The sequence below is a fragment of the Arsenicicoccus cauae genome (genome assembly GCF_009707125.1).
GTDB lineage: Bacteria > Actinomycetota > Actinomycetes > Actinomycetales > Dermatophilaceae > Arsenicicoccus > Arsenicicoccus cauae.
This window is the reverse complement of sequence record NZ_WLVL01000037.1, coordinates 252,077-269,645: the sequence shown is the minus strand read 5'-3', so window position 1 is coordinate 269,645 and position 17,569 is coordinate 252,077. Positions and strand designations below refer to the sequence as shown.

Below are 17,569 nucleotides of genomic sequence, written 5' to 3'. Positions count from 1 at the left end.
CCATGCACGCGCACGAGGCCGGCGCCCTGCACGCCGACGGCTACTCCGCCGCCCCCGAGTGGCTCCCGTGGCCGAGCGACGTCAACGAGCTCGAGCCCGGGCTGTGGGCACGCAACGTCACCAAGGACGAGGCGGGCGAGCTGGTGGTCGCGGGCGTGCCCGTGTCCCGGATCCGCGACGAGTTCGGCACCGCCGCCTATGTCATTGACGAGGACGACTTCCGCTCTCGCGCGAGGGAGTTCAAGCAGGCGTATGCCGCGGCCTTCGCCGACCCGGGGCTGGGCGGCGGCGCCGACGTCTACTACGCGGGCAAGGCCTTCCTGTGCACCGCGGTCGCGTCCTGGATCCGCGAGGAGGGGCTCTGCCTGGACGTGTGCACGGGCGGCGAGCTGGCCGTGGCGCTGCGCGCCGGGCTTCCAGGGGAGCGGATCGGTTTCCACGGCAACAACAAGACGGTCGCCGAGATCGAGGCGGCGGTCGACGGCGGCGTCGGGCGGATCATCGTCGACAGCCACGCCGAGATCGACCGGGTCGCCGCCGTCGCCCGCTCCCGCGGCGTCGAGGTCGGGGTCATGGTCCGCGTGACGGCCGGCGTCGAGGCGCACACCCATGAGTTCATCGCCACCTCCCACGAGGACCAGAAGTTCGGCTTCTCGCTGGCCGGGGGAGCGGCCTTCGCGGCGTGCGAGCGCATCGTCGCGCGCCCCGGCCTGCGTCTGCTCGGGCTGCACAGCCACATCGGGTCGCAGATCTTCGAGACCAGCGGGTTCGAGCTGTCGGCGCGGCGCGTCCTGGCGCTGCACGCCCGCGTCCGCGACGAGCTGGGCGTCGCCATGCCCGAGCTCGACCTCGGCGGCGGCTACGGCATCGCCTACACCACCCAGCACACCCCGCTGCCACCCGCCGAGCTCGCCCAGCAGATGGCGGAGATCGTGCGCCGCGAGGTGACCTCCCTCGGCATCGACGCCCCACGCGTCTCGATCGAGCCCGGCCGCGCCATCGCCGGTCCGTCGACCTTCACCCTCTACGAGGTCGGCACCGTCAAGCCCGTCCAGGTCGACCGCGGCGCCACCCGCCTCTACGTCTCGGTCGACGGCGGCATGAGCGACAACATCCGCACCGCCCTCTACGGCGCCGACTACTCCTGCACCATGGCCAACCGCCGCAGCGACGCCGCCCCCGTCATCTCCCGCGTCGTGGGTCGGCACTGCGAGAGCGGCGACGTGGTCGTGCGTGACGAGTACCTCCCCTCCGACGTCATCCCCGGTGACCTGATCGCGGTCCCCGGCACGGGCGCCTACTGCCGCGCCATGGCGAGCCAGTACAACCACACACCGCGGCCCCCCGTGGTGGCGGTGCGCGACGGCGAGGCCCGGCTGGTCGTGCGGCGCGAGACCGTCGAGGACCTCCTCGCCCTGGACGTCGCCGACGCCTGACGGCGGGTGGTGACACCTGGCGTGACAGGTCTCGGGTCGCGAGACACTGACGTCGGCCCCCAGCTGGTGAGGGCGCACCGTGCCTTCGCGGTCGTGGGCTACGGCCTGGGCATCACCGTCGCCAACCTGACAGGTGTCACCGCAGCCGCCGCGGTTGCGGGCGCTAGAACGCCCGCGGCGCGGGGAGTGCTGGTCCTCGTGCAGCGACGCGTCAGTAGGATGGAGCGCGACGTAGGGTCATCCAGCGAGACGATGACAGTCCAAGGCGTGGACGCAGGATCGGTGTGCCCATAGCCCGCAACAACACTGAGGGTGACCTCGGTGCACGTCATACGGGCACGTGGGTCTGTCGACCACCCGGACCATCTGAGGAGCAGCGCACGTGGAGGACAGCGACAAGCAGACCCCGATCCGGGTGGCCCTGCTGGGCTGCGGCGTCGTCGGATCAGCGGTGGCGCGGCTGCTGACCGAGCAGGCCGACGACTTCGAGGCCCGCATCGGCGCCCCGGTCGAGCTGGTCGGCATCGCCGTCCGACGCCTGGGCCGGGACAGGAGCGCCGCGGGCGTGGATCCCGAGCTGTTCACCACCGATGCCGAGGAGCTCGTGACCCGGGCCGACGTCGTCGTCGAGGTCATCGGCGGGATCGAGCCCGCCCGCAGCCTCATCCTGCGAGCCTTCGAGCACGGCGCCGGGGTCGTGACGGCCAACAAGGCGCTCCTCGCCGAGAGCGGTCCCGAGCTCTACGCCGCGGCCGAGGCCGTCGGCGTCGACCTCTACTACGAGGCCTCGGTGGCGGGCGCCATACCCCTGCTGCGTCCGCTGCGCGAGTCCCTGGCGGGCGACGACGTGCGCAAGGTCCTCGGGATCGTCAACGGCACCACCAACTACGTCCTCGACAAGATGCACACGACCGGGGCCGGCTTCGGCGAGGCCGTGGAGCAGGCCCAGGCCCTGGGCTACGCCGAGGCGGACCCGACCGCCGACGTCGAGGGCTTCGACGCGGCCGCGAAGGCCGCGATCCTCGCCTCGCTCGCCTTCCACAGCCGCGTGAGCGGCAACGACGTCTACCGCGAGGGCATCACCGAGGTGACCGCCGCCGACGTGCAGGCCGCCGAGGCGATGGGCTGCGTCGTCAAGCTGCTCGCGATCTGCGAGCGCGTCGAGGCCACCCCCGAGCGACCCTCGGGCATCAGCGTGCGGGTCCACCCGGCCATGATCCCGACCTCGCACCCGCTGGCCGGCGTCCGCGAGGCCTTCAACGCCGTCTTCGTCGAGGCCCGATCCGCGGGCGAGCTCATGTTCTACGGTCGTGGGGCCGGGGGCGATCCCACCGCGAGCGCCGTCCTCGGTGACGTCGTCGCCGTCGCCCGTCACCGCGTGCTGGGCGGGCGCGGACCGGGGGAGTCGGCCTACGCCGACCTGCCCACGCTCGACATGGGCGACGCCCGCACGCGCTACTTCATCAGCCTCGACGTGGCCGACGAGCCCGGCGTGCTCGCCGCCGTCGCAACGGAGTTCGCGCGTCACCAGGTGTCGATCGAGACGGTCCGGCAGCAGCAGCTGGCCGACGAGGACCACGACGTCGAGGAGCGCGCCGAGCTGGTCATCGTGACCCACGCCGCGCCCGACGCGGCCCTCGGCGCGACGGTCGAGGCGCTCGCCGCCCTGCCGCAGGTCCGTGAGGTGTCGTCCGTCATGCGCGTCGAAGGAGAGTGACATGGCCCACCAGTGGCAGGGCGTGATCGAGGAGTACCGCGAGCGGCTGCCGATGCTGGCCGGCGCGCCCACGGTGACCCTTCACGAGGGCGGGACCCCCCTGATCGAGGCCCGGCACCTCTCCGAGCTCGTCGGGGCGCAGGTCTACCTCAAGTACGAAGGCCTCAACCCCACCGGCTCGTTCAAGGACCGCGGGATGACGACGGCGATCTCCGTGGCGGCCCGCGCCGGGGCCAAGGCCGTCATCTGCGCCTCGACCGGCAACACGTCCGCGTCGGCCGCGGCCTACGCCACCAAGGCCGGCATGACCTGCGCCGTACTGGTCCCCGACGGCAAGATCGCCATGGGCAAGCTGTCCCAGGCCATCGCCCACGGCGCCACGCTGCTGCAGGTCGACGGCAACTTCGACGACTGCCTGACGGTGGCGCGCAAGCTCGCCGAGGCCTACCCCGTCGAGCTCGTCAACTCGGTCAACCCCGCCCGCATCGAGGGGCAGAAGACCGCAGCGTTCGAGGTCGTCGACGCCCTCGGCGACGCCCCCGAGATCCACTGCCTGCCCGTCGGCAACGCCGGCAACATCACCGCCTACTGGCGGGGCTACCGGCAGTATGCCGAGATCACCGACGGCCTCGCGCCGGTCGCCACGCGGCGCCCTCGCATGTGGGGCTTCCAGGCCGAGGGGGCCGCCCCGATCGTCAAGGGTCACCCCATCGACCACCCCGAGACCGTGGCCACCGCCATCCGCATCGGCAACCCCGCCTCCTGGCAGCAGGCCGAGGCCGCGCGCGACGAGTCCGAGGGGCTCATCGAAGCCGTGACCGACGACCAGATCCTCGCCGCGCACCGCCTGCTGTCGTCGCGCGAGGGCGTCTTCGTCGAGCCGGGGTCGGCCGCCTCCGTCGCCGGACTGCTGAAGTCCGCCGAGGCGGGCCTGGTCCCGCGCGGCGCCAGCATCGTGTGCACCGTCACCGGGCACGGCCTCAAGGACCCCCAGTGGGCCCTGCGCATGGCGGACGGCTCCGAGGTCGAGCCGGTCAAGGTGTCCGTCGACGCCGTCTCCGTCGCGTCGGCGCTCGGGCTGGAGGGGTGACGTGGCCTCGGTGACCGCCCTGCCCGAGGGTGCCGCAGTCCGGGTGAACGTCCCGGGCAGCAGCGCCAACCTCGGACCGGGCTTCGACGCGATCGGGCTCGCGCTCGGCGTGTGGGACTCCTACGACGTGGTCGTCGAGGGCGACGCGCTGGTCATCGACGTGACGGGGGAGAGCGCCGACGAGGTGCCCCGCGACGCCTCCCACCTGGTCCACCGCTGCCTCGCCTCCGGCCTGGCCCGGCTGGGGGTCGACGTGCCCGCCGGCCTGCACCTGGTGTGCCGCAACGGCGTCCCCCACTCGCGGGGGCTGGGGTCCTCCGCCACCGCCGTCGTGGCCGGGTATGCCGCCGCCACGGCGCTCGTCGACCTCGCCCGCGGTGGCGAGGGTGCCGTCGACCTCGACCTCGTCAACCAGCTGGCCGGCGAGCACGAAGGTCACCCCGACAACTCCTCCGCCAGCGTCTACGGCGGGATGACGCTGTCGTGGTCGACCCGGCCCCCGGCCATGGCGCCCGTCCGCACCGTGCAGGTCGAGGTGCACCCCGACGTGGTGCCCGTGGTGCTCGTGCCCGACCTCACCCTGTCCACCTCGACCGCGCGCTCCGTGCTGCCGCAGCAGGTGCCGCTCAAGCACGCGGCGCTCAACTCCGCCCGCGCCGCCCTCCTCGTGGAGGCCGTGTCGCGCCGCCCCGAGCTGCTGCTGGACGCGACCGTCGAGTGGCTGCACCAGGAGCAGCGCCGGGAGGCCTACCCCGCGTCCATGCGGCTGCTGGACCAGCTGCGCGAGCTCGGCCACGCGGCCGTGGTCTCGGGGGCGGGTCCGACGGTCCTGGTGCTGACGACCGCGGACCGGGTCGGCGAGGTCCGCGCCCTGCCGCTGCCGCAGGGATGGCGGTCGGCGACCCCCGGCATACCGACCGTCGGCGTCAGTGCCGTCCGGCTGGGGGTGAGCCGCGGCGCGCCGCCCGTCTGACGCAGTCTTGGCGTCACCTGCGCACCCCGGGTGATAGGTTGGGTCTGCATCGAGCACGACGGTGGTTCGGCCCGATGATCCCGGATCTGCAGGACGCACGTTCCTGCGCCCAGGCCCTCATCGCTTCCCGGCCGACCCGCGACGTCGCGGCTCCGACCTCATCGCCCACCACACCTGTGGGTGCGGCGCCGAGCGCGCGGGGACCCGACACGATGCGATCCCACCGACCGACCAGCGGTCAGAGGCCACCGGCCGCGGCGCGAGCGCTGCGAGGCGGGCTGAGCCGCCAGGTGGACCGAGCGCCGAGAGCTGTTCTCGGCTACATCACCTGCCCAGGCGCGGATGCCGGGCAGACGACGAGGGGGAAGGAACCTTCGTGACCGACAACACCGAGACCACCGTGACCGGTGGGACTCAGCGACGCACGACCGCGCTGTCGGCGATGCGTCTGCCCGAGCTGCAGGCCGTGGCCTCCGAGATGGGCATCCCCGGCACCGCCAAGATGCGCAAGAGCGACCTGGTCGTCGCCATCCGCGAGCGCCGGGGCGGCGGTCGCACCGCCACCGCCACCGCCACCGCCACCGACGCCACCGGCCCCGCCGACACGTCCGGGGCAGAAGGCTCCGGCCCGGTGGCCACGGCGCCCGCCGCGGCAGCGACGGCCCCCGCCGCGCAGGCTCGAGGGGCTGGCAGCGAGGAGGCCCCGCAGCTGCGTCGCGACGAGGGCCAGGACCAGCCCCGCCGGGACGAGGCCCAGCGGCTGCGCCGCGACGAGGGCCACAAGGTCGTTCGCGACGAGGCTCCGCCGAGGGGCGCGCAGGTCGGGGACCGCCCCGAGGACCCCGAGCGCAACGACCGCGCCGACCGTAACGGCCGCGACGAGCCGGGGGAGCGCCCCGAGCGCCGGACCCGCCGGGGTCGCCGTGTCGCCTCGTCCCCGAGCGCGGCGCCGCAGGGTGAGCGCGGCACCGAGGCGGACCGCCGCACCGCCGACCTCGCCGCCGAGCTGCGGCGTCAGGCCGAGAGCCAGCAGGCAGGGGGCGACGTCGACGGGTCCGGCACCCCGGGCCGCGACCAGCGTGACGCCGGTGGACGCGACGACCAGCGGCCCCGCCGGGACCGTGACGGCCGGGACCGCGACAACCGGGAGGGCGGCAGCCGCGACCGCGACAACGCCGGGCGCGACAACGTCGGGCGCGACAACGTCGGTGAGCAGCGTGACGCCAATCGCGACCGCGGAGGGCGGGACAACGGCGGGCGGGACCAGCGTGACGGCGGCCGCGACAGCAGCAACCGTGACCGCTCCGCCCGCGACAACGGCGGTCGGGACAACCGTGACGGCCGTGACGACAACCGGTTCGACGACGAGCAGGGCGGTCGGCGGCGCGGTCGCCAGCGCAACCGTGACCGCAAGCGGCGCGGACGCACGGACGACCTCCGCGTGGGTGAGGACGTGTCCTACAACGACGAGGACGTGCTGCTGCCCGTCGCCGGCGTGCTGGACGTGCTCGACAACTACGCCTTCCTGCGCACGAGCGGCTACCTGCCCGGCTCGGGCGACGTCTACGTCACGCTCGGGATGGTCAAGAAGTTCGGCCTGCGCAAGGGCGACGCCGTCCAGGGCGTCATCAAGGACCCGGGCGAGGACGGCACGGGTCAGCACCAGCACGGCAAGCAGGGCAAGTTCAGCGCGCTGGTGCGGGTGGACGCGATCAACGGCCAGACGCCTGACGAGGCGCGCAGCCGCGTGGACTTCGCCAAGCTCACGCCGCTCTACCCGCAGGAGCGTCTGCGTCTGGAGACCCAGCCCAACGTCCTCACGACGCGCATCATCGATCTGGTGTCGCCGATCGGCAAGGGTCAGCGCGGCCTGATCGTCGCTCCGGCCAAGGCCGGCAAGACGATGGTCATGCAGGCGCTGGCCAACGCGATCACGACCAACCACCCCGAGTGCCACCTGATGGTCGTCCTGGTCGACGAGCGTCCCGAGGAGGTCACCGACATGCAGCGCGCCGTGCGCGGCGAGGTCATCTCCTCGACCTTCGACCGGCCGGCGTCGGACCACACGACGGTCGCCGAGCTGGCCATCGAGCGGGCCAAGCGCCTCGTCGAGATGGGGCAGGACGTCGTCGTGCTCCTCGACTCGATCACCAAGCTCGGGCGCGCCTACAACCTGGCCGCCCCGGCGAGCGGGCGCATCCTGTCCGGTGGTGTGGACTCGGCCGCGCTGTACCCGCCCAAGCGCTTCTTCGGTGCGGCGCGCAACATCGAGCACGGCGGCTCGCTCACCATCCTCGCGACGGCTCTGGTCGAGACGGGCTCCAAGATGGACGAGGTGATCTTCGAGGAGTTCAAGGGCACCGGCAACATGGAGCTCAAGCTCGACCGGCAGCTCGCCAACCGCCGCATCTTCCCGGCGGTCGACATCAACGCCTCGAGCACGCGTCGCGAGGAGATCCTCCTGTCCAGCGAGGAGCTCAAGATCATGTGGAAGCTGCGCCGGGTGCTGGCCGCCCTCGACCAGCAGGCCGGTATCGAGCTCCTCCTCGACCGCCTCAAGAAGACCAAGAGCAACGTCGAGTTCCTGATGCAGGTGCAGTCCAACTCCCCCTTGAAGGGCGACGACGACTGAGCCGAGGACACGAGCGAGGGACGAGCGAGGCCCGCAGGCGAGGCAGAGTCGGCGCCGTCGAGCACGACGACGACTGAGCCGAGGACACGAGCGAGGCCCGCAGGCGAGGCAGAGTCGGCGCCGTCGAGCACGACGACGACTGAGCCGAGGACACGAGCGAGGGCCCCAGGTGACGCAGCACGCGTCCTCTGGGGCCCTCGATCGTGCCGGGACCCACGCCTGGTCGCGGCCAACCGCCAGAGCGAGCAGCCGCTCCGGGCGCGGGTCACGGCGTCGGTCAGGCGCACCTCGTCGGGGTTGAGGACACCGGCATCGGCATACCCGAGGAGGACCTGCGCGACGTCGGGCGACGGTTCTTCCGCGCCAGCAGCGTGACGGCGCAGACGACCCCCGGGACGGGGCTCGGGCTGTCGATCGTGCAGTCCATCGCGGCGGCCCACGGGGGGCGGATGAGCCTGGACTCGGCCCCCGGGCAGGGCACGATCGTCACCCTCCACCTCACCTCGGTGGCCGAGGGAGAGGCCCCCGAGGACGAGCACCACGGCGCCTCTTGACCCCGTCCGACCAGGAGCAGGAATGCCCGCGGCCGGGCCTGCGTTAGGTCAGGTGTGCCGCCGTCTGGCACAATGGAGAGGTTGCCGGTTCACGAGAACACGCTCGACCCGGCGCACGAGATCTCAGAGGGAGACCACCATGAAGAAGGACATCCACCCGGAGTACGTCGAGACGCTGGTCACCTGCACCTGCGGCTCGCAGTTCACCACCAGGAGCACGGCGACGTCCGGCAAGATCAGCGCCGACGTCTGCTCGCAGTGCCACCCGTTCTACACCGGCAAGCAGAAGATCCTCGACACCGGTGGTCGCGTCGCCCGCTTCGAGGCGCGCTACGGCAAGCGCCAGAAGTAAGCACCTCGCCTGGGCCGGTCCCATCCGACGTCACGTCGGGGGACCGGCCCTTGGCGTCCCACCCCGTCCTCGACAGGAGTGCTCATGCTGGAGTCCGCCCGCTCGATCGTCGACGAGCACGCCGACCTCGAGCGTCAGCTGGCCGACCCCGCGGTCCACGGTGACCAGGCCGCGTTGCGTCGCCTCAACAAGAGGTATGCCGCCCTGGCGCCCACCGTCGCGGCCTACCACGCCTGGCGCGCCGCGACCGAGGACGTGGGCGCCGCCGAGGAGCTGGCGGCGGACGACCCGAGCTTCGCGGAGGAGCTGCCCGCCCTGCGGGACGCCCGCGACCGGGCCGAGGACAGGTTGCGCCGCCTGCTGATCCCGCGCGACCCCGACGACGACCGGGACGTCATCCTCGAGGTCAAGGCGGGGGAGGGCGGGGAGGAGTCGGCGTTGTTCGCCGGCGACCTGCTGCGCATGTACCTCCGGTTCGCCGAGCGGCGCGGCTGGCGCACCGAGATCATCGACGCGACCGAGTCCGACCTCGGCGGCTACAAGGACGTGTCCGTGGCGGTCAAGGCCAAGGGCACGCTCGAGCCGGGTGACGCGCCCTGGGCGCTGCTCAAGTACGAGGGTGGGGTGCACCGCGTGCAGCGTGTCCCCGTCACCGAGTCGCAGGGCCGCATCCACACCTCCGCCGCGGGCGTGCTCGTCATGCCGGAGGTGGAGGACGTGGCCGAGGTGGAGATCCACGACAACGACCTCAAGATCGACGTCTACCGCTCGTCGGGGCCGGGCGGGCAGAGCGTCAACACGACCGACTCGGCCGTGCGGATCACCCACCTGCCGACCGGGACGGTGGTCTCCTGCCAGAACGAGAAGTCCCAGCTGCAGAACAAGGAGTCTGCGATGCGCGTGCTGCGCGCCCGGCTGCTGCAGGTGGCCCGGGACGAGGCGGCGGCCGCGGCGTCGGACGCGCGACGCTCCCAGGTCCGCACGGTGGACCGCTCGGAGCGGATCCGCACCTACAACTTCCCCGAGAACCGCATCGCCGACCATCGCACCGGCTACAAGGCCTACAACCTCGACCACGTCCTGGACGGCGACCTCGACCCGGTCGTGGCCTCCGCGGTCGAGCTGGACGAGGCCTCGCGGCTGGCCGCGGTGGCGGGGTCCGAGGCGTGACCGACCTGCGCGGCGTGGTCAGCGCGGCGACGGACCGCCTGGCGGTGGCCGGGGTGCCGTCACCGCAGGTCGACGCGGTGGCACTGGCGGCATACGTCCTCGGTTGCGACCCCGGCGAGGTGCACCGGGGCCTGGTCCTCGGGACCAGGCTGACCGAGGAGCAGAGCAGCCGGTATGCCGAGCTGCTCGACCACCGCGCCGCCCGTGTCCCCCTCCAGCACCTCACGGGCCGCGCGGGCTTCCGGCGGCTGGAGCTGTCCGTCGGGCCGGGGACCTTCGTGCCGCGCCCCGAGACCGAGCTCGCCGTCGAGCTGGTGCTGGGCGAGCTCGGGGCCACTGGGGCGACCGTCCACGGGAGAGCGCCTGTCGTCGTCGACCTGTGCACTGGCTCCGGGGCGATCGCGTTGGCCGTCAAGGACGAGCACCCGCGAGCGCGGGTCCATGCCGTAGAGGCCTCTGACCAGGCCTTTCGTCGAGCCCGCCACAATGCAGGGAGGCTCGACCTCGACGTGACGGTGACCCTTGCGGACGCCACCGGGGACCCGCGCCACGCCGTCGACCTGGCGCCGCTGGAGCCGCTCGTGGGGCGCGTCGACGTGGTCGTGTCGAACCCGCCGTACGTCCCCGAGGACGCCGTGCCGCGCGAGCCCGAGGTCCGTGACCACGACCCCGCCATGGCGCTCTACGGCGGGGCGGGGGACGGGCTCGGCACACCGCTCCAGGTGGCGCGCACCGCGGCCGTCCTGCTGCGCCCCGGCGGCCTGCTCGTCATGGAGCACGCGGACACGCAGGGGGAGACCCTGCCCGCCGCCCTGCGTGCCACGCGGGAGTGGGTGGACGTGCGCGACCACCTCGACCTGGCCGGTCGGCCGCGCACCACCACCGCTCGTCGTGCCGGACGCCTCGACGAGGGGGAGACCTCGGGCCGATAGGCTCACAGGCATGAGCGACAGCCCTGCGCACTTCGACTGCACGACGCCCGAGGGGCGACAGGAGGGCGTGGCCGCGGCGGCCGACGCCGTGCGACGCGGTGAGGTCGTCGTGCTGCCGACCGACACCGTCTACGGCGTCGGGGCCGACGCCTTCAACCCGGACGCGGTCGCGGCGGTGCTGGCGGCCAAGGGGCGCGACCGGCACATGCCCCCGCCCGTCCTCGTGCCGCACGCGCGCACCGTCGACGGCCTCGCCATCGACGTCCCGTCCTACGCCCGTGACCTCATGGACCGGTTCTGGCCTGGCCCGCTCACCCTCGTGCTGCTGGCCCAGCCGTCCCTGATGTGGGACCTCGGCGAGACCAACGGCACCGTGGCCCTGCGCATCCCGCGGGACGAGACCGCCATCGCCCTGCTGAGCGAGGTGGGTCCGATGGCCGTGACCAGCGCCAACCTCACCGGCGAGCCGGCCGCGATGACGGCCCGGGAGGCCGAGGCCATGCTCGGCGACGCGGTGGGGGTCTACCTCGACGGGGGCCCCTGCGAGGACGGCGAGGCCTCCACCATCCTCGACTGCACCCAGGAGCGGCCGCGCGTCCTGCGCGACGGGGCCGTCGACGAGGACGCCCTGCGCGAAGCGCTGGGCTCGGTGCGCCTCGAGGGCGACGACGCACCTGACGCGCCCGAGGGCCCCGGCACGCCGACCGAACGGCCCGGCGGCGCCACCCTCTAGGCTGAGGCCGAGGCACCGTCGCCCGTCACCGCCCACCCCTCGCACCCGGGAGCACACGCATGTCCGACACCCCGTTCTACGGCTCCGACTACGAGGCCCTCGAGGCTCTCGACCCCGAGATCGCCGGCGTCCTGCAGTCCGAGCTGACCCGCATCCGCAGCGGGCTGCAGCTGATCGCCAGCGAGAACCTCTCGAGCCCGGCCGTGCTCACCGCCCTGGGGTCCACCCTCTCCAACAAGTACGCCGAGGGCTACCCGGGTCGCCGCTACTACGGCGGCTGCTCCGAGGTCGACAAGGCCGAGCAGATCGCGATCGACCGGTGCAAGGAGCTGTTCGGCGCCGAGCACGCCAACGTCCAGCCGCACTCCGGCGCGAGCGCCAACCAGGCGGTCTACGGCGCGTTCTGCCAGCCCGGTGACAAGCTCCTCGGCATGTCGCTGCCGCACGGTGGCCACCTGACCCACGGCGCCAAGGTGTCCTTCTCCGGCAAGTGGTTCGACATCGCGCACTACGGGGTCGACAAAGACACCGAGGACATCGACTACGACCAGGTCCGTGACCTGGCGCGGCAGCACCGCCCCAAGGTGATCCTCGCGGGCGGCTCGGCGATCCCGCGCCTCATCGACTTCCAGGCCTTCCGCGACATCGCGGACGAGGTCGGCGCGATCTTCTGGGTCGACGCCGCGCACTTCATCGGTCTCGTGGCAGGCAAGGCGATCCCGTCGCCGGTGCCGTATGCCGACGTGGTCACCTTCACGACGCACAAGGTGCTGCGCGGCCCCCGCTCGGGCGCGCTGGTCTGCAAGGAGGAGCACGCCGCCAAGCTCGACAAGGCCGTGTTCCCGCTGATGCAGGGCGGTCCGCAGATGCACACCGTGGCGGCCAAGGCCGTCAACTTCAAGGAGTGCATGCAGGCCGACTACCAGCAGTACGCCAAGGACGTCATCGCCAACGCGCAGCGCCTCGCGGCCGGGCTGGCCGAGCGCGACATCCGCCCGACGACCGGTGGCACCGACACGCACCTGGCGCTGCTCGACCTGCAGAAGGTCGGGGTCACCGGGGCGGACGCCGAGGCCCGCTGCGACGCGGCCGGGATCGTCCTCAACAAGAACGCCATCCCCTTCGACCCGCAGAAGGCCAACGTGGCCTCCGGCGTCCGCGTCGGGACCCCCTCGGTGACGACGCAGGGCATGGGGCTGCCGGAGATGGACGTGATTGCCGACGTCATCCACCGGGCCGTCACCCAGACCGACGGCGACCCCGAGCACGCGGTGGCCAAGGAGATCCGGGCGACGGTCGAGGACCTCTGCACGCGCTTCCCGGCCTACCCGCGCTGACCCGGCCGAGGGCGAGCCGGCGTGCGTGAGTACCTCTTCGTCATGGTGGTCGCAGCGGCGATCACCTTCCTGACGACGCCTCTCGTGCGCTGGCTCGCCGTCCGCACCGGGGCCATGACCGCGGTCCGGGACCGGGACGTCCACGTCGTCCCGATCCCGCGGCTCGGGGGAGTGGCGATCCTGCTGGGCTTCCTCGGGGCGGTGCTGCTGGCCTGGCGCCTGCCCTTCCTCGGGGGGCACGTCCAGGGGCGGGCGGCGGCCGAGAGCGTCTTCAGCGACGGCCGTATGACGGGGGTGGTCGTCGGCGCCGTCCTCGTGTGCCTGGTCGGTGCCGTGGACGACGTGCGCGAGCTCGACTGGCTGACCAAGCTCGCCGGGCAGGTCCTCGCGGCCGGGATCATGGCCTACCAGGGCCTGCAGCTGCTCTCGGTCCCGGTCTTCGGGCAGACGGTCCTGCCGCTCGCGGTGATGATCGCCCTCACCATCCTGGTGGTGGTGGTGACGACCAACGCCGTCAACTTCGTGGACGGCCTCGACGGGCTGGCCGCGGGCATCGTGGGCATCGCCGCGCTCACCTTCTTCGTCTACAGCTATGTCGTGTCCATGTCCTACAACCCGCCCAACGTCTTCTCCTCGGCGACGCTCATCTCCGCGGCCCTGGTCGGCTGCTGCGCCGGCTTCCTGCCCCACAACTTCCACCCCGCGCGGCTGTTCATGGGCGACAGCGGGGCGCTGCTGCTCGGCCTGCTGCTCGCCGCCGCCACGATCTCCATGACCTCCCTGGACCCCACGCAGGTGGGCATGGCGGCGGGCCGCTCGACGGAGGTGCTGGCGTGGCTGCCGCTCGTGCTGCCCCTCGCGATCCTCTCGCTGCCGCTGCTCGACGTGGTGCTGGCGGTCGTGCGGCGCACCCGCGCCGGCATCCGGCCCTGGCACCCCGACGCCCACCACCTCCACCACCGGATGCTGCGCGCCGGGCACAGCCACCCCCACGCGGTGCTGCTGCTCTACCTCTGGGCCGCGATCGTGTCGGTCGGCGTGCTGGCGGTCGCGATGTTCGACGGCTGGGCCCCCGTCATCGCCGTCGCGGCGGCCGTTCTCGTCGCGAGCTTCCTCACGTTCAGCCGTCGCAGCTCCCTGCGGCGACCGACCTTGTGATAGCGTTCACAAGCGCTCGACGGCGAGTGCGCGGAGGCTGATCACCCGCCCCGCCACCCCGTTGCTCGAGCCCCAACCGACCCGAGGACAGCCCCTTGCCCGCACGGCGCCCCCGCACCCCCAGCCCGGACGTCTCGTCCGCGATGCTGCGCACCGCGGTCCTCGGCTCCGTGGCGGCGCTGCCCCTCGTCGCCGGGGCCGGCGCGCTCTACCGCGGCTGGCGCGGCCTGGCCAGCGCCTCCCTCGGGGCCGCCACCACCACCGCCTTCTTCGCCGCCGGCGTCGTGGCCGTCTCGGCGCTCGTCAAGGGGCCTGCTGCAACGGTCCTGCCCGGCGCCTTCGTGGTCTACGCCACCCAGCTGGGCCTGCTGCTCCTCGTCCACGCGCTGCTGCGCGAGGCCGGGTTCATGGAGCCGATGGCCTTCGCCGGCGGGGCCGTCGCCGGCGTGCTGGTGTGGCAGGTGTGCCACACGGTCGCGTTCGCCCGGGGGCGTCACGAGATCTACCCTGGCCTGGGTGAGGGGGACCGCCGATGAGCGACCCCGACCAGCGCGAGCCGGCCGGCGAGCAGCACACCCCGCGCACCGCAGACGCCCTGGCGCACTCGACCGCCACCGACGTGACCTCCTACCTCATCTCGGGCCCCGTCGCCTTCGGTCTCATCGGCAAGGGCCTCGACGTCTGGTGGGGCACGGGGTTCGCCCTGCCGGTGGGCATCGCCGTCGGGTTCACCCTTTCTCTGTATGTCATATGGGTCCGGTACGGTAGGGCCTGACTGTGATGACGAGTCCACGCCCCGCCGCCGTTCGCGTCCACATCGTCCTGTTCAGCATCAACGAGGAGACACAGTGATCGTCACCGCCAGGCCTGCCGTCGGTAGCCTCCCGGCGTCCAGCGGCGAGGGATTCACCCCGCCCTCTCCCGGCGACTTCTACGTCCCGCTGATCGGTGACTGGTTCACCCGCCCGATGCTGCTGGCCCTGCTGTCGGTCGTCCTCCTGGTCGGGTGGCTCCTGTGGGCCTCCAGGCGCGTGGCCGTCGTCCCCACCAAGCGCCAGTGGTTCCTCGAGCAGGCCTACGACTTCGTCCGCAACGGCGTGGCCCGCGACATGATCGGCTCCCGCGACTTCAAGCGCTTCACCCCGCTGCTGTTCGCGCTGTTCCTGTTCATCATCGTCAACAACTGGTTCGGCTCCACGCCGTTCACCAACTTCCCGACGCTCAGCCGCATCGGCATGGTGATCCCGCTCGTCGCGATCGTCTACATCGGCTACCACTACGCCGGCATCAAGAAGCACGGCCTCGGCGGCTACTTCAAGATGCTCGTCCCCGCCGGCGTCCCGATCTTCCTCGCGCCGATCATCTTCATCCTCGAGTTCGCGAGCTTCTTCCTCATCCGGCCGCTCACGCTCACCCTCCGTCTGTTCGGCAACATGTTCGCCGGCCACATGCTGATGGGTGTGTTCATCCTCGGCGGTGCCTACCTCCTGCTGTCCGGCAACCCGGGCTTCATGGTCGCCGGCGTCGGCGCCTTCGTCATGGGCTTCCTCATGCAGCTCCTCGAGCTGCTGATCCAGGCCATCCAGGCCTACGTCTTCGTCATGCTGGCCGCCTCCTACTTCGGTGGCGCCGTGGCTGACGAGCACTGATCCACCGGCCCAGCGCCGTTCGACCACAACCAAATACACCCCACAGACTCCCGGGCGGGCAGCCTCCCGGGTCACCCACAGAGAGAGAAATCTAGAGATGCAGCACTTCCTGGAGATCAGCGGCTCGATGTCCCTCGTCGGCTACGGCATCGCGACGCTCGGCCCGGCCATCGCCATCGGTCTCATCTTCGCCGCCCTGATCAACGGCATCGCCCGCCAGCCCGAGGCCGCCGGTCTCCTGCGTCCGCAGGCCATCTTCGGCTTCGCCGTGGCCGAGGCCCTCGCGATCCTGGGCTTCGTCCTCTTCTTCATCAACAACTGACGACCTCGCGCGTCACCCGCTCGAAGTCCGTCGTCTAGGTAGGAGAAGAACGTGCAGCTAACTGCCACGTCGCTCGTCGCGGCCGTGCCTGCCGCCGAGGGCGGCAACGACATGCCGCTGATCCCGCACATCCCCGAGCTCATCTTCACCATCGTGGTGTTCGCGATCCTGTGGTTCGTCGTCGCCAAGAAGGTCGTGCCCAACCTCGAGCGTGCGTATGCCGAGCGCACCGCCGCGATCGAGGGCGGTATGGACAAGGCCGAGGCCGCGCAGCGCGAGGCCGAGGCCGCCCTGGCGGAGTACAAGTCGCAGCTCGCCGAGGCTCGTGACGAGGCCGCTCGCATCCGCGAGGAGGCCAAGGAGCAGGGCGCGGCGATCGTCGCGGAGATGCGTGGTCAGGCCCAGGCCGAGGCCAACCGGATCACCGAGTCGGCGCACAAGCAGATCGAGGCCGAGCGCCAGCAGGCGGTCGTCTCGCTGCGCTCCGAGGTGGGCCGCATCTCGACCGACCTGGCGAGCCGCATCGTCGGCGAGTCGCTGCACGACGAGACCCGCCAGAAGGGCATCGTCGACCGCTTCCTCGCCGAGCTCGAGTCCGGTGACATCCGTCCCCAGGCCGTCGGCAGCGGTGCCGCCACCGGCTCGTCCCGCGCCGGCGAGCAGACGGACGGGGCGTTCTGATGCAGGGCGCGTCGCGCGGAGGACTCCTCGAGAGCCGCAAGGCCCTGCAGGGCGTCCTGGAGACGGGGGCCGACTGGTCCGCCGTGTCCGAGGACCTCTTCTCGGTCGCTGGGGTCATCGACGGGTCCGCCACCCTGCGCCGCGCGCTCGCCGATCCCTCGCGGGACGCGGAGAGCAAGCGGGGCCTGGTGCGCCGCCTGCTCGAGGGCAAGGTCCAGCCCGGCACGCTCGACGTGCTCGGTGCGGTCGCCTCCCAGCGCTGGACCAGCGAGCGGGACCTGTCTGACGCCGTGGAGCGGCTGGCCGTCGAGGCCCAGGTCGCCATGTCGGAGAGCGCGGGCCGTGCGGACGACGTCGAGGAGCAGCTGTTCCGCTTCGAGCGGGCGGTCGCCGGCTCGCCCGAGCTCCGCGAGGCGCTCGGCGACCCCCAGCTCCCGGCCGAGCGCAAGGGGCAGGTCGTCGACCAGCTCCTGGCGGGCAAGGCCCACCCCGAGACGCGCCGGCTGGTCCACCAGGCCGTCGTCGCGGGACGTGGGCGCAAGGTCTCCACGGCGATCGAGGAGTACCTCGCCGTCGCCGCCACACGGCGGGAGCAGCTGAGCGCGGTAGTCACCGTCGCCAGCCCCCTCTCGCAGGAGCAGCACGACCGCCTGGCCGCGGCGCTGGGCAAGACCTACGGCCGCCCCGTCCTGCTCAAGGTCGTCCTCGACCCGCAGGTCGTCGGCGGCATCCGGGTGCAGGTCGGCGACGAGGTCGTCGACGGCACCATCGTCACCAAGCTCGACGCAGCGCGCCGCCACTTCGGCGCCTGAGTGCGGGTCCGACGCACCACC

The 17,569-nt window shown here is 72.3% G+C and carries 18 protein-coding genes; all 18 read left to right on the top strand.

Translation table 11 applies throughout. From position 1 onward, the window contains the following. Positions 1–2 precede the first annotated feature (2 nt). The 18 genes from lysA (at position 3) to GGG17_RS09855 (ending at position 17,548) form a co-directional block, all read left to right on the top strand. On the top strand, positions 3–1,436 hold the full coding sequence (gene lysA / locus GGG17_RS09940) for a diaminopimelate decarboxylase (protein WP_154593531.1): 1,434 nt from the start codon (positions 3–5) through the stop codon (positions 1,434–1,436). A gap of 382 nt (positions 1,437–1,818) precedes the next feature. Continuing rightward, positions 1,819–3,153, top strand: coding sequence for a homoserine dehydrogenase (locus GGG17_RS09935; protein ID WP_288799350.1), 1,335 nt, complete (start codon positions 1,819–1,821; stop codon positions 3,151–3,153). 1 nt (position 3,154) lies between these two features. Then, positions 3,155–4,243 (top strand): threonine synthase, encoded by a 1,089-nt coding sequence (gene thrC / locus GGG17_RS09930; protein ID WP_154593530.1) that lies wholly within the window; start codon positions 3,155–3,157, stop codon positions 4,241–4,243. A gap of 1 nt (position 4,244) precedes the next feature. Beyond that, the gene (thrB, locus tag GGG17_RS09925; protein ID WP_311966581.1) at positions 4,245–5,216 is read left to right on the top strand and encodes a homoserine kinase; all 972 of its coding nucleotides are present in this window, start codon (positions 4,245–4,247) and stop codon (positions 5,214–5,216) included. 442 nt (positions 5,217–5,658) lie between these two features. Continuing rightward, positions 5,659–7,848, top strand: coding sequence for a transcription termination factor Rho (gene rho / locus GGG17_RS09920; protein WP_230082884.1), 2,190 nt, complete (start codon positions 5,659–5,661; stop codon positions 7,846–7,848). A 203-nt stretch (positions 7,849–8,051) separates the two neighbouring features. Next, positions 8,052–8,402: an ATP-binding protein gene (locus GGG17_RS16915; protein ID WP_195849191.1), complete on the top strand. Its 351-nt coding sequence runs from the start codon at positions 8,052–8,054 to the stop codon at positions 8,400–8,402. Positions 8,403–8,541: 139 nt separating this feature from the next. Further along, entirely contained in the window at positions 8,542–8,754 is a 213-nt protein-coding gene (rpmE, locus tag GGG17_RS09910; protein ID WP_050349057.1) for a 50S ribosomal protein L31, read from the top strand. A gap of 84 nt (positions 8,755–8,838) precedes the next feature. Then, positions 8,839–9,924, top strand: a complete 1,086-nt coding sequence (gene prfA / locus GGG17_RS09905; RefSeq protein ID WP_154593528.1) for a peptide chain release factor 1 — start codon at positions 8,839–8,841, stop codon at positions 9,922–9,924. Further along, entirely contained in the window at positions 9,921–10,856 is a 936-nt protein-coding gene (gene prmC, locus GGG17_RS09900) for a peptide chain release factor N(5)-glutamine methyltransferase (protein ID WP_311966580.1), read from the top strand. The genes prfA and prmC overlap by 4 nt, the downstream gene beginning before the upstream one ends. A 10-nt stretch (positions 10,857–10,866) precedes the next feature. Beyond that, the gene (locus GGG17_RS09895) at positions 10,867–11,589 is read left to right on the top strand and encodes an L-threonylcarbamoyladenylate synthase (protein WP_154593527.1); all 723 of its coding nucleotides are present in this window, start codon (positions 10,867–10,869) and stop codon (positions 11,587–11,589) included. Positions 11,590–11,648: 59 nt separating this feature from the next. After that, entirely contained in the window at positions 11,649–12,926 is a 1,278-nt protein-coding gene (gene glyA, locus GGG17_RS09890) for a serine hydroxymethyltransferase (protein ID WP_154593526.1), read from the top strand. Between the two features lie 21 nt (positions 12,927–12,947). After that, entirely contained in the window at positions 12,948–14,084 is a 1,137-nt protein-coding gene (locus GGG17_RS09885) for an MraY family glycosyltransferase (protein ID WP_311966579.1), read from the top strand. A 95-nt stretch (positions 14,085–14,179) separates the two neighbouring features. Beyond that, on the top strand, positions 14,180–14,620 hold the full coding sequence (locus tag GGG17_RS09880; RefSeq protein ID WP_154593525.1) for a Cg1360 family ATP-synthase-associated protein: 441 nt from the start codon (positions 14,180–14,182) through the stop codon (positions 14,618–14,620). After that, positions 14,617–14,859, top strand: a complete 243-nt coding sequence (locus tag GGG17_RS09875; protein WP_230082855.1) for a hypothetical protein — start codon at positions 14,617–14,619, stop codon at positions 14,857–14,859. Before GGG17_RS09880 ends, GGG17_RS09875 begins: the two co-directional genes overlap by 4 nt. A gap of 73 nt (positions 14,860–14,932) precedes the next feature. Further along, entirely contained in the window at positions 14,933–15,733 is an 801-nt protein-coding gene (gene atpB, locus GGG17_RS09870; protein WP_311966578.1) for a F0F1 ATP synthase subunit A, read from the top strand. Between the two features lie 109 nt (positions 15,734–15,842). Beyond that, positions 15,843–16,055 (top strand): ATP synthase subunit C-like protein, encoded by a 213-nt coding sequence (locus GGG17_RS09865; protein WP_205621819.1) that lies wholly within the window; start codon positions 15,843–15,845, stop codon positions 16,053–16,055. A 51-nt stretch (positions 16,056–16,106) separates the two neighbouring features. Then, a complete protein-coding gene (locus tag GGG17_RS09860) occupies positions 16,107–16,736 on the top strand; it encodes a F0F1 ATP synthase subunit B (protein WP_288798526.1) in 630 nt (209 codons plus the stop codon). Next, on the top strand, positions 16,736–17,548 hold the full coding sequence (locus tag GGG17_RS09855; RefSeq protein WP_154593523.1) for a F0F1 ATP synthase subunit delta: 813 nt from the start codon (positions 16,736–16,738) through the stop codon (positions 17,546–17,548). The genes GGG17_RS09860 and GGG17_RS09855 overlap by 1 nt, the downstream gene beginning before the upstream one ends. The last annotated feature ends 21 nt before the right edge of the window (positions 17,549–17,569 follow it).

Coding starts and splice junctions, on each gene's coding strand:
- lysA (WP_154593531.1), top strand. CDS start 3: ATGCACGCGCACGAGGCCGGCGCCCTGCACGCCGACGGCTACTCCGCC.
- thrC (WP_154593530.1), top strand. CDS start 3,155: ATGGCCCACCAGTGGCAGGGCGTGATCGAGGAGTACCGCGAGCGGCTG.
- rho (WP_230082884.1), top strand. CDS start 5,659: ATGCGTCTGCCCGAGCTGCAGGCCGTGGCCTCCGAGATGGGCATCCCC.
- rpmE (WP_050349057.1), top strand. CDS start 8,542: ATGAAGAAGGACATCCACCCGGAGTACGTCGAGACGCTGGTCACCTGC.
- prfA (WP_154593528.1), top strand. CDS start 8,839: ATGCTGGAGTCCGCCCGCTCGATCGTCGACGAGCACGCCGACCTCGAG.
- GGG17_RS09895 (WP_154593527.1), top strand. CDS start 10,867: ATGAGCGACAGCCCTGCGCACTTCGACTGCACGACGCCCGAGGGGCGA.
- glyA (WP_154593526.1), top strand. CDS start 11,649: ATGTCCGACACCCCGTTCTACGGCTCCGACTACGAGGCCCTCGAGGCT.
- GGG17_RS09875 (WP_230082855.1), top strand. CDS start 14,617: ATGAGCGACCCCGACCAGCGCGAGCCGGCCGGCGAGCAGCACACCCCG.
- GGG17_RS09855 (WP_154593523.1), top strand. CDS start 16,736: ATGCAGGGCGCGTCGCGCGGAGGACTCCTCGAGAGCCGCAAGGCCCTG.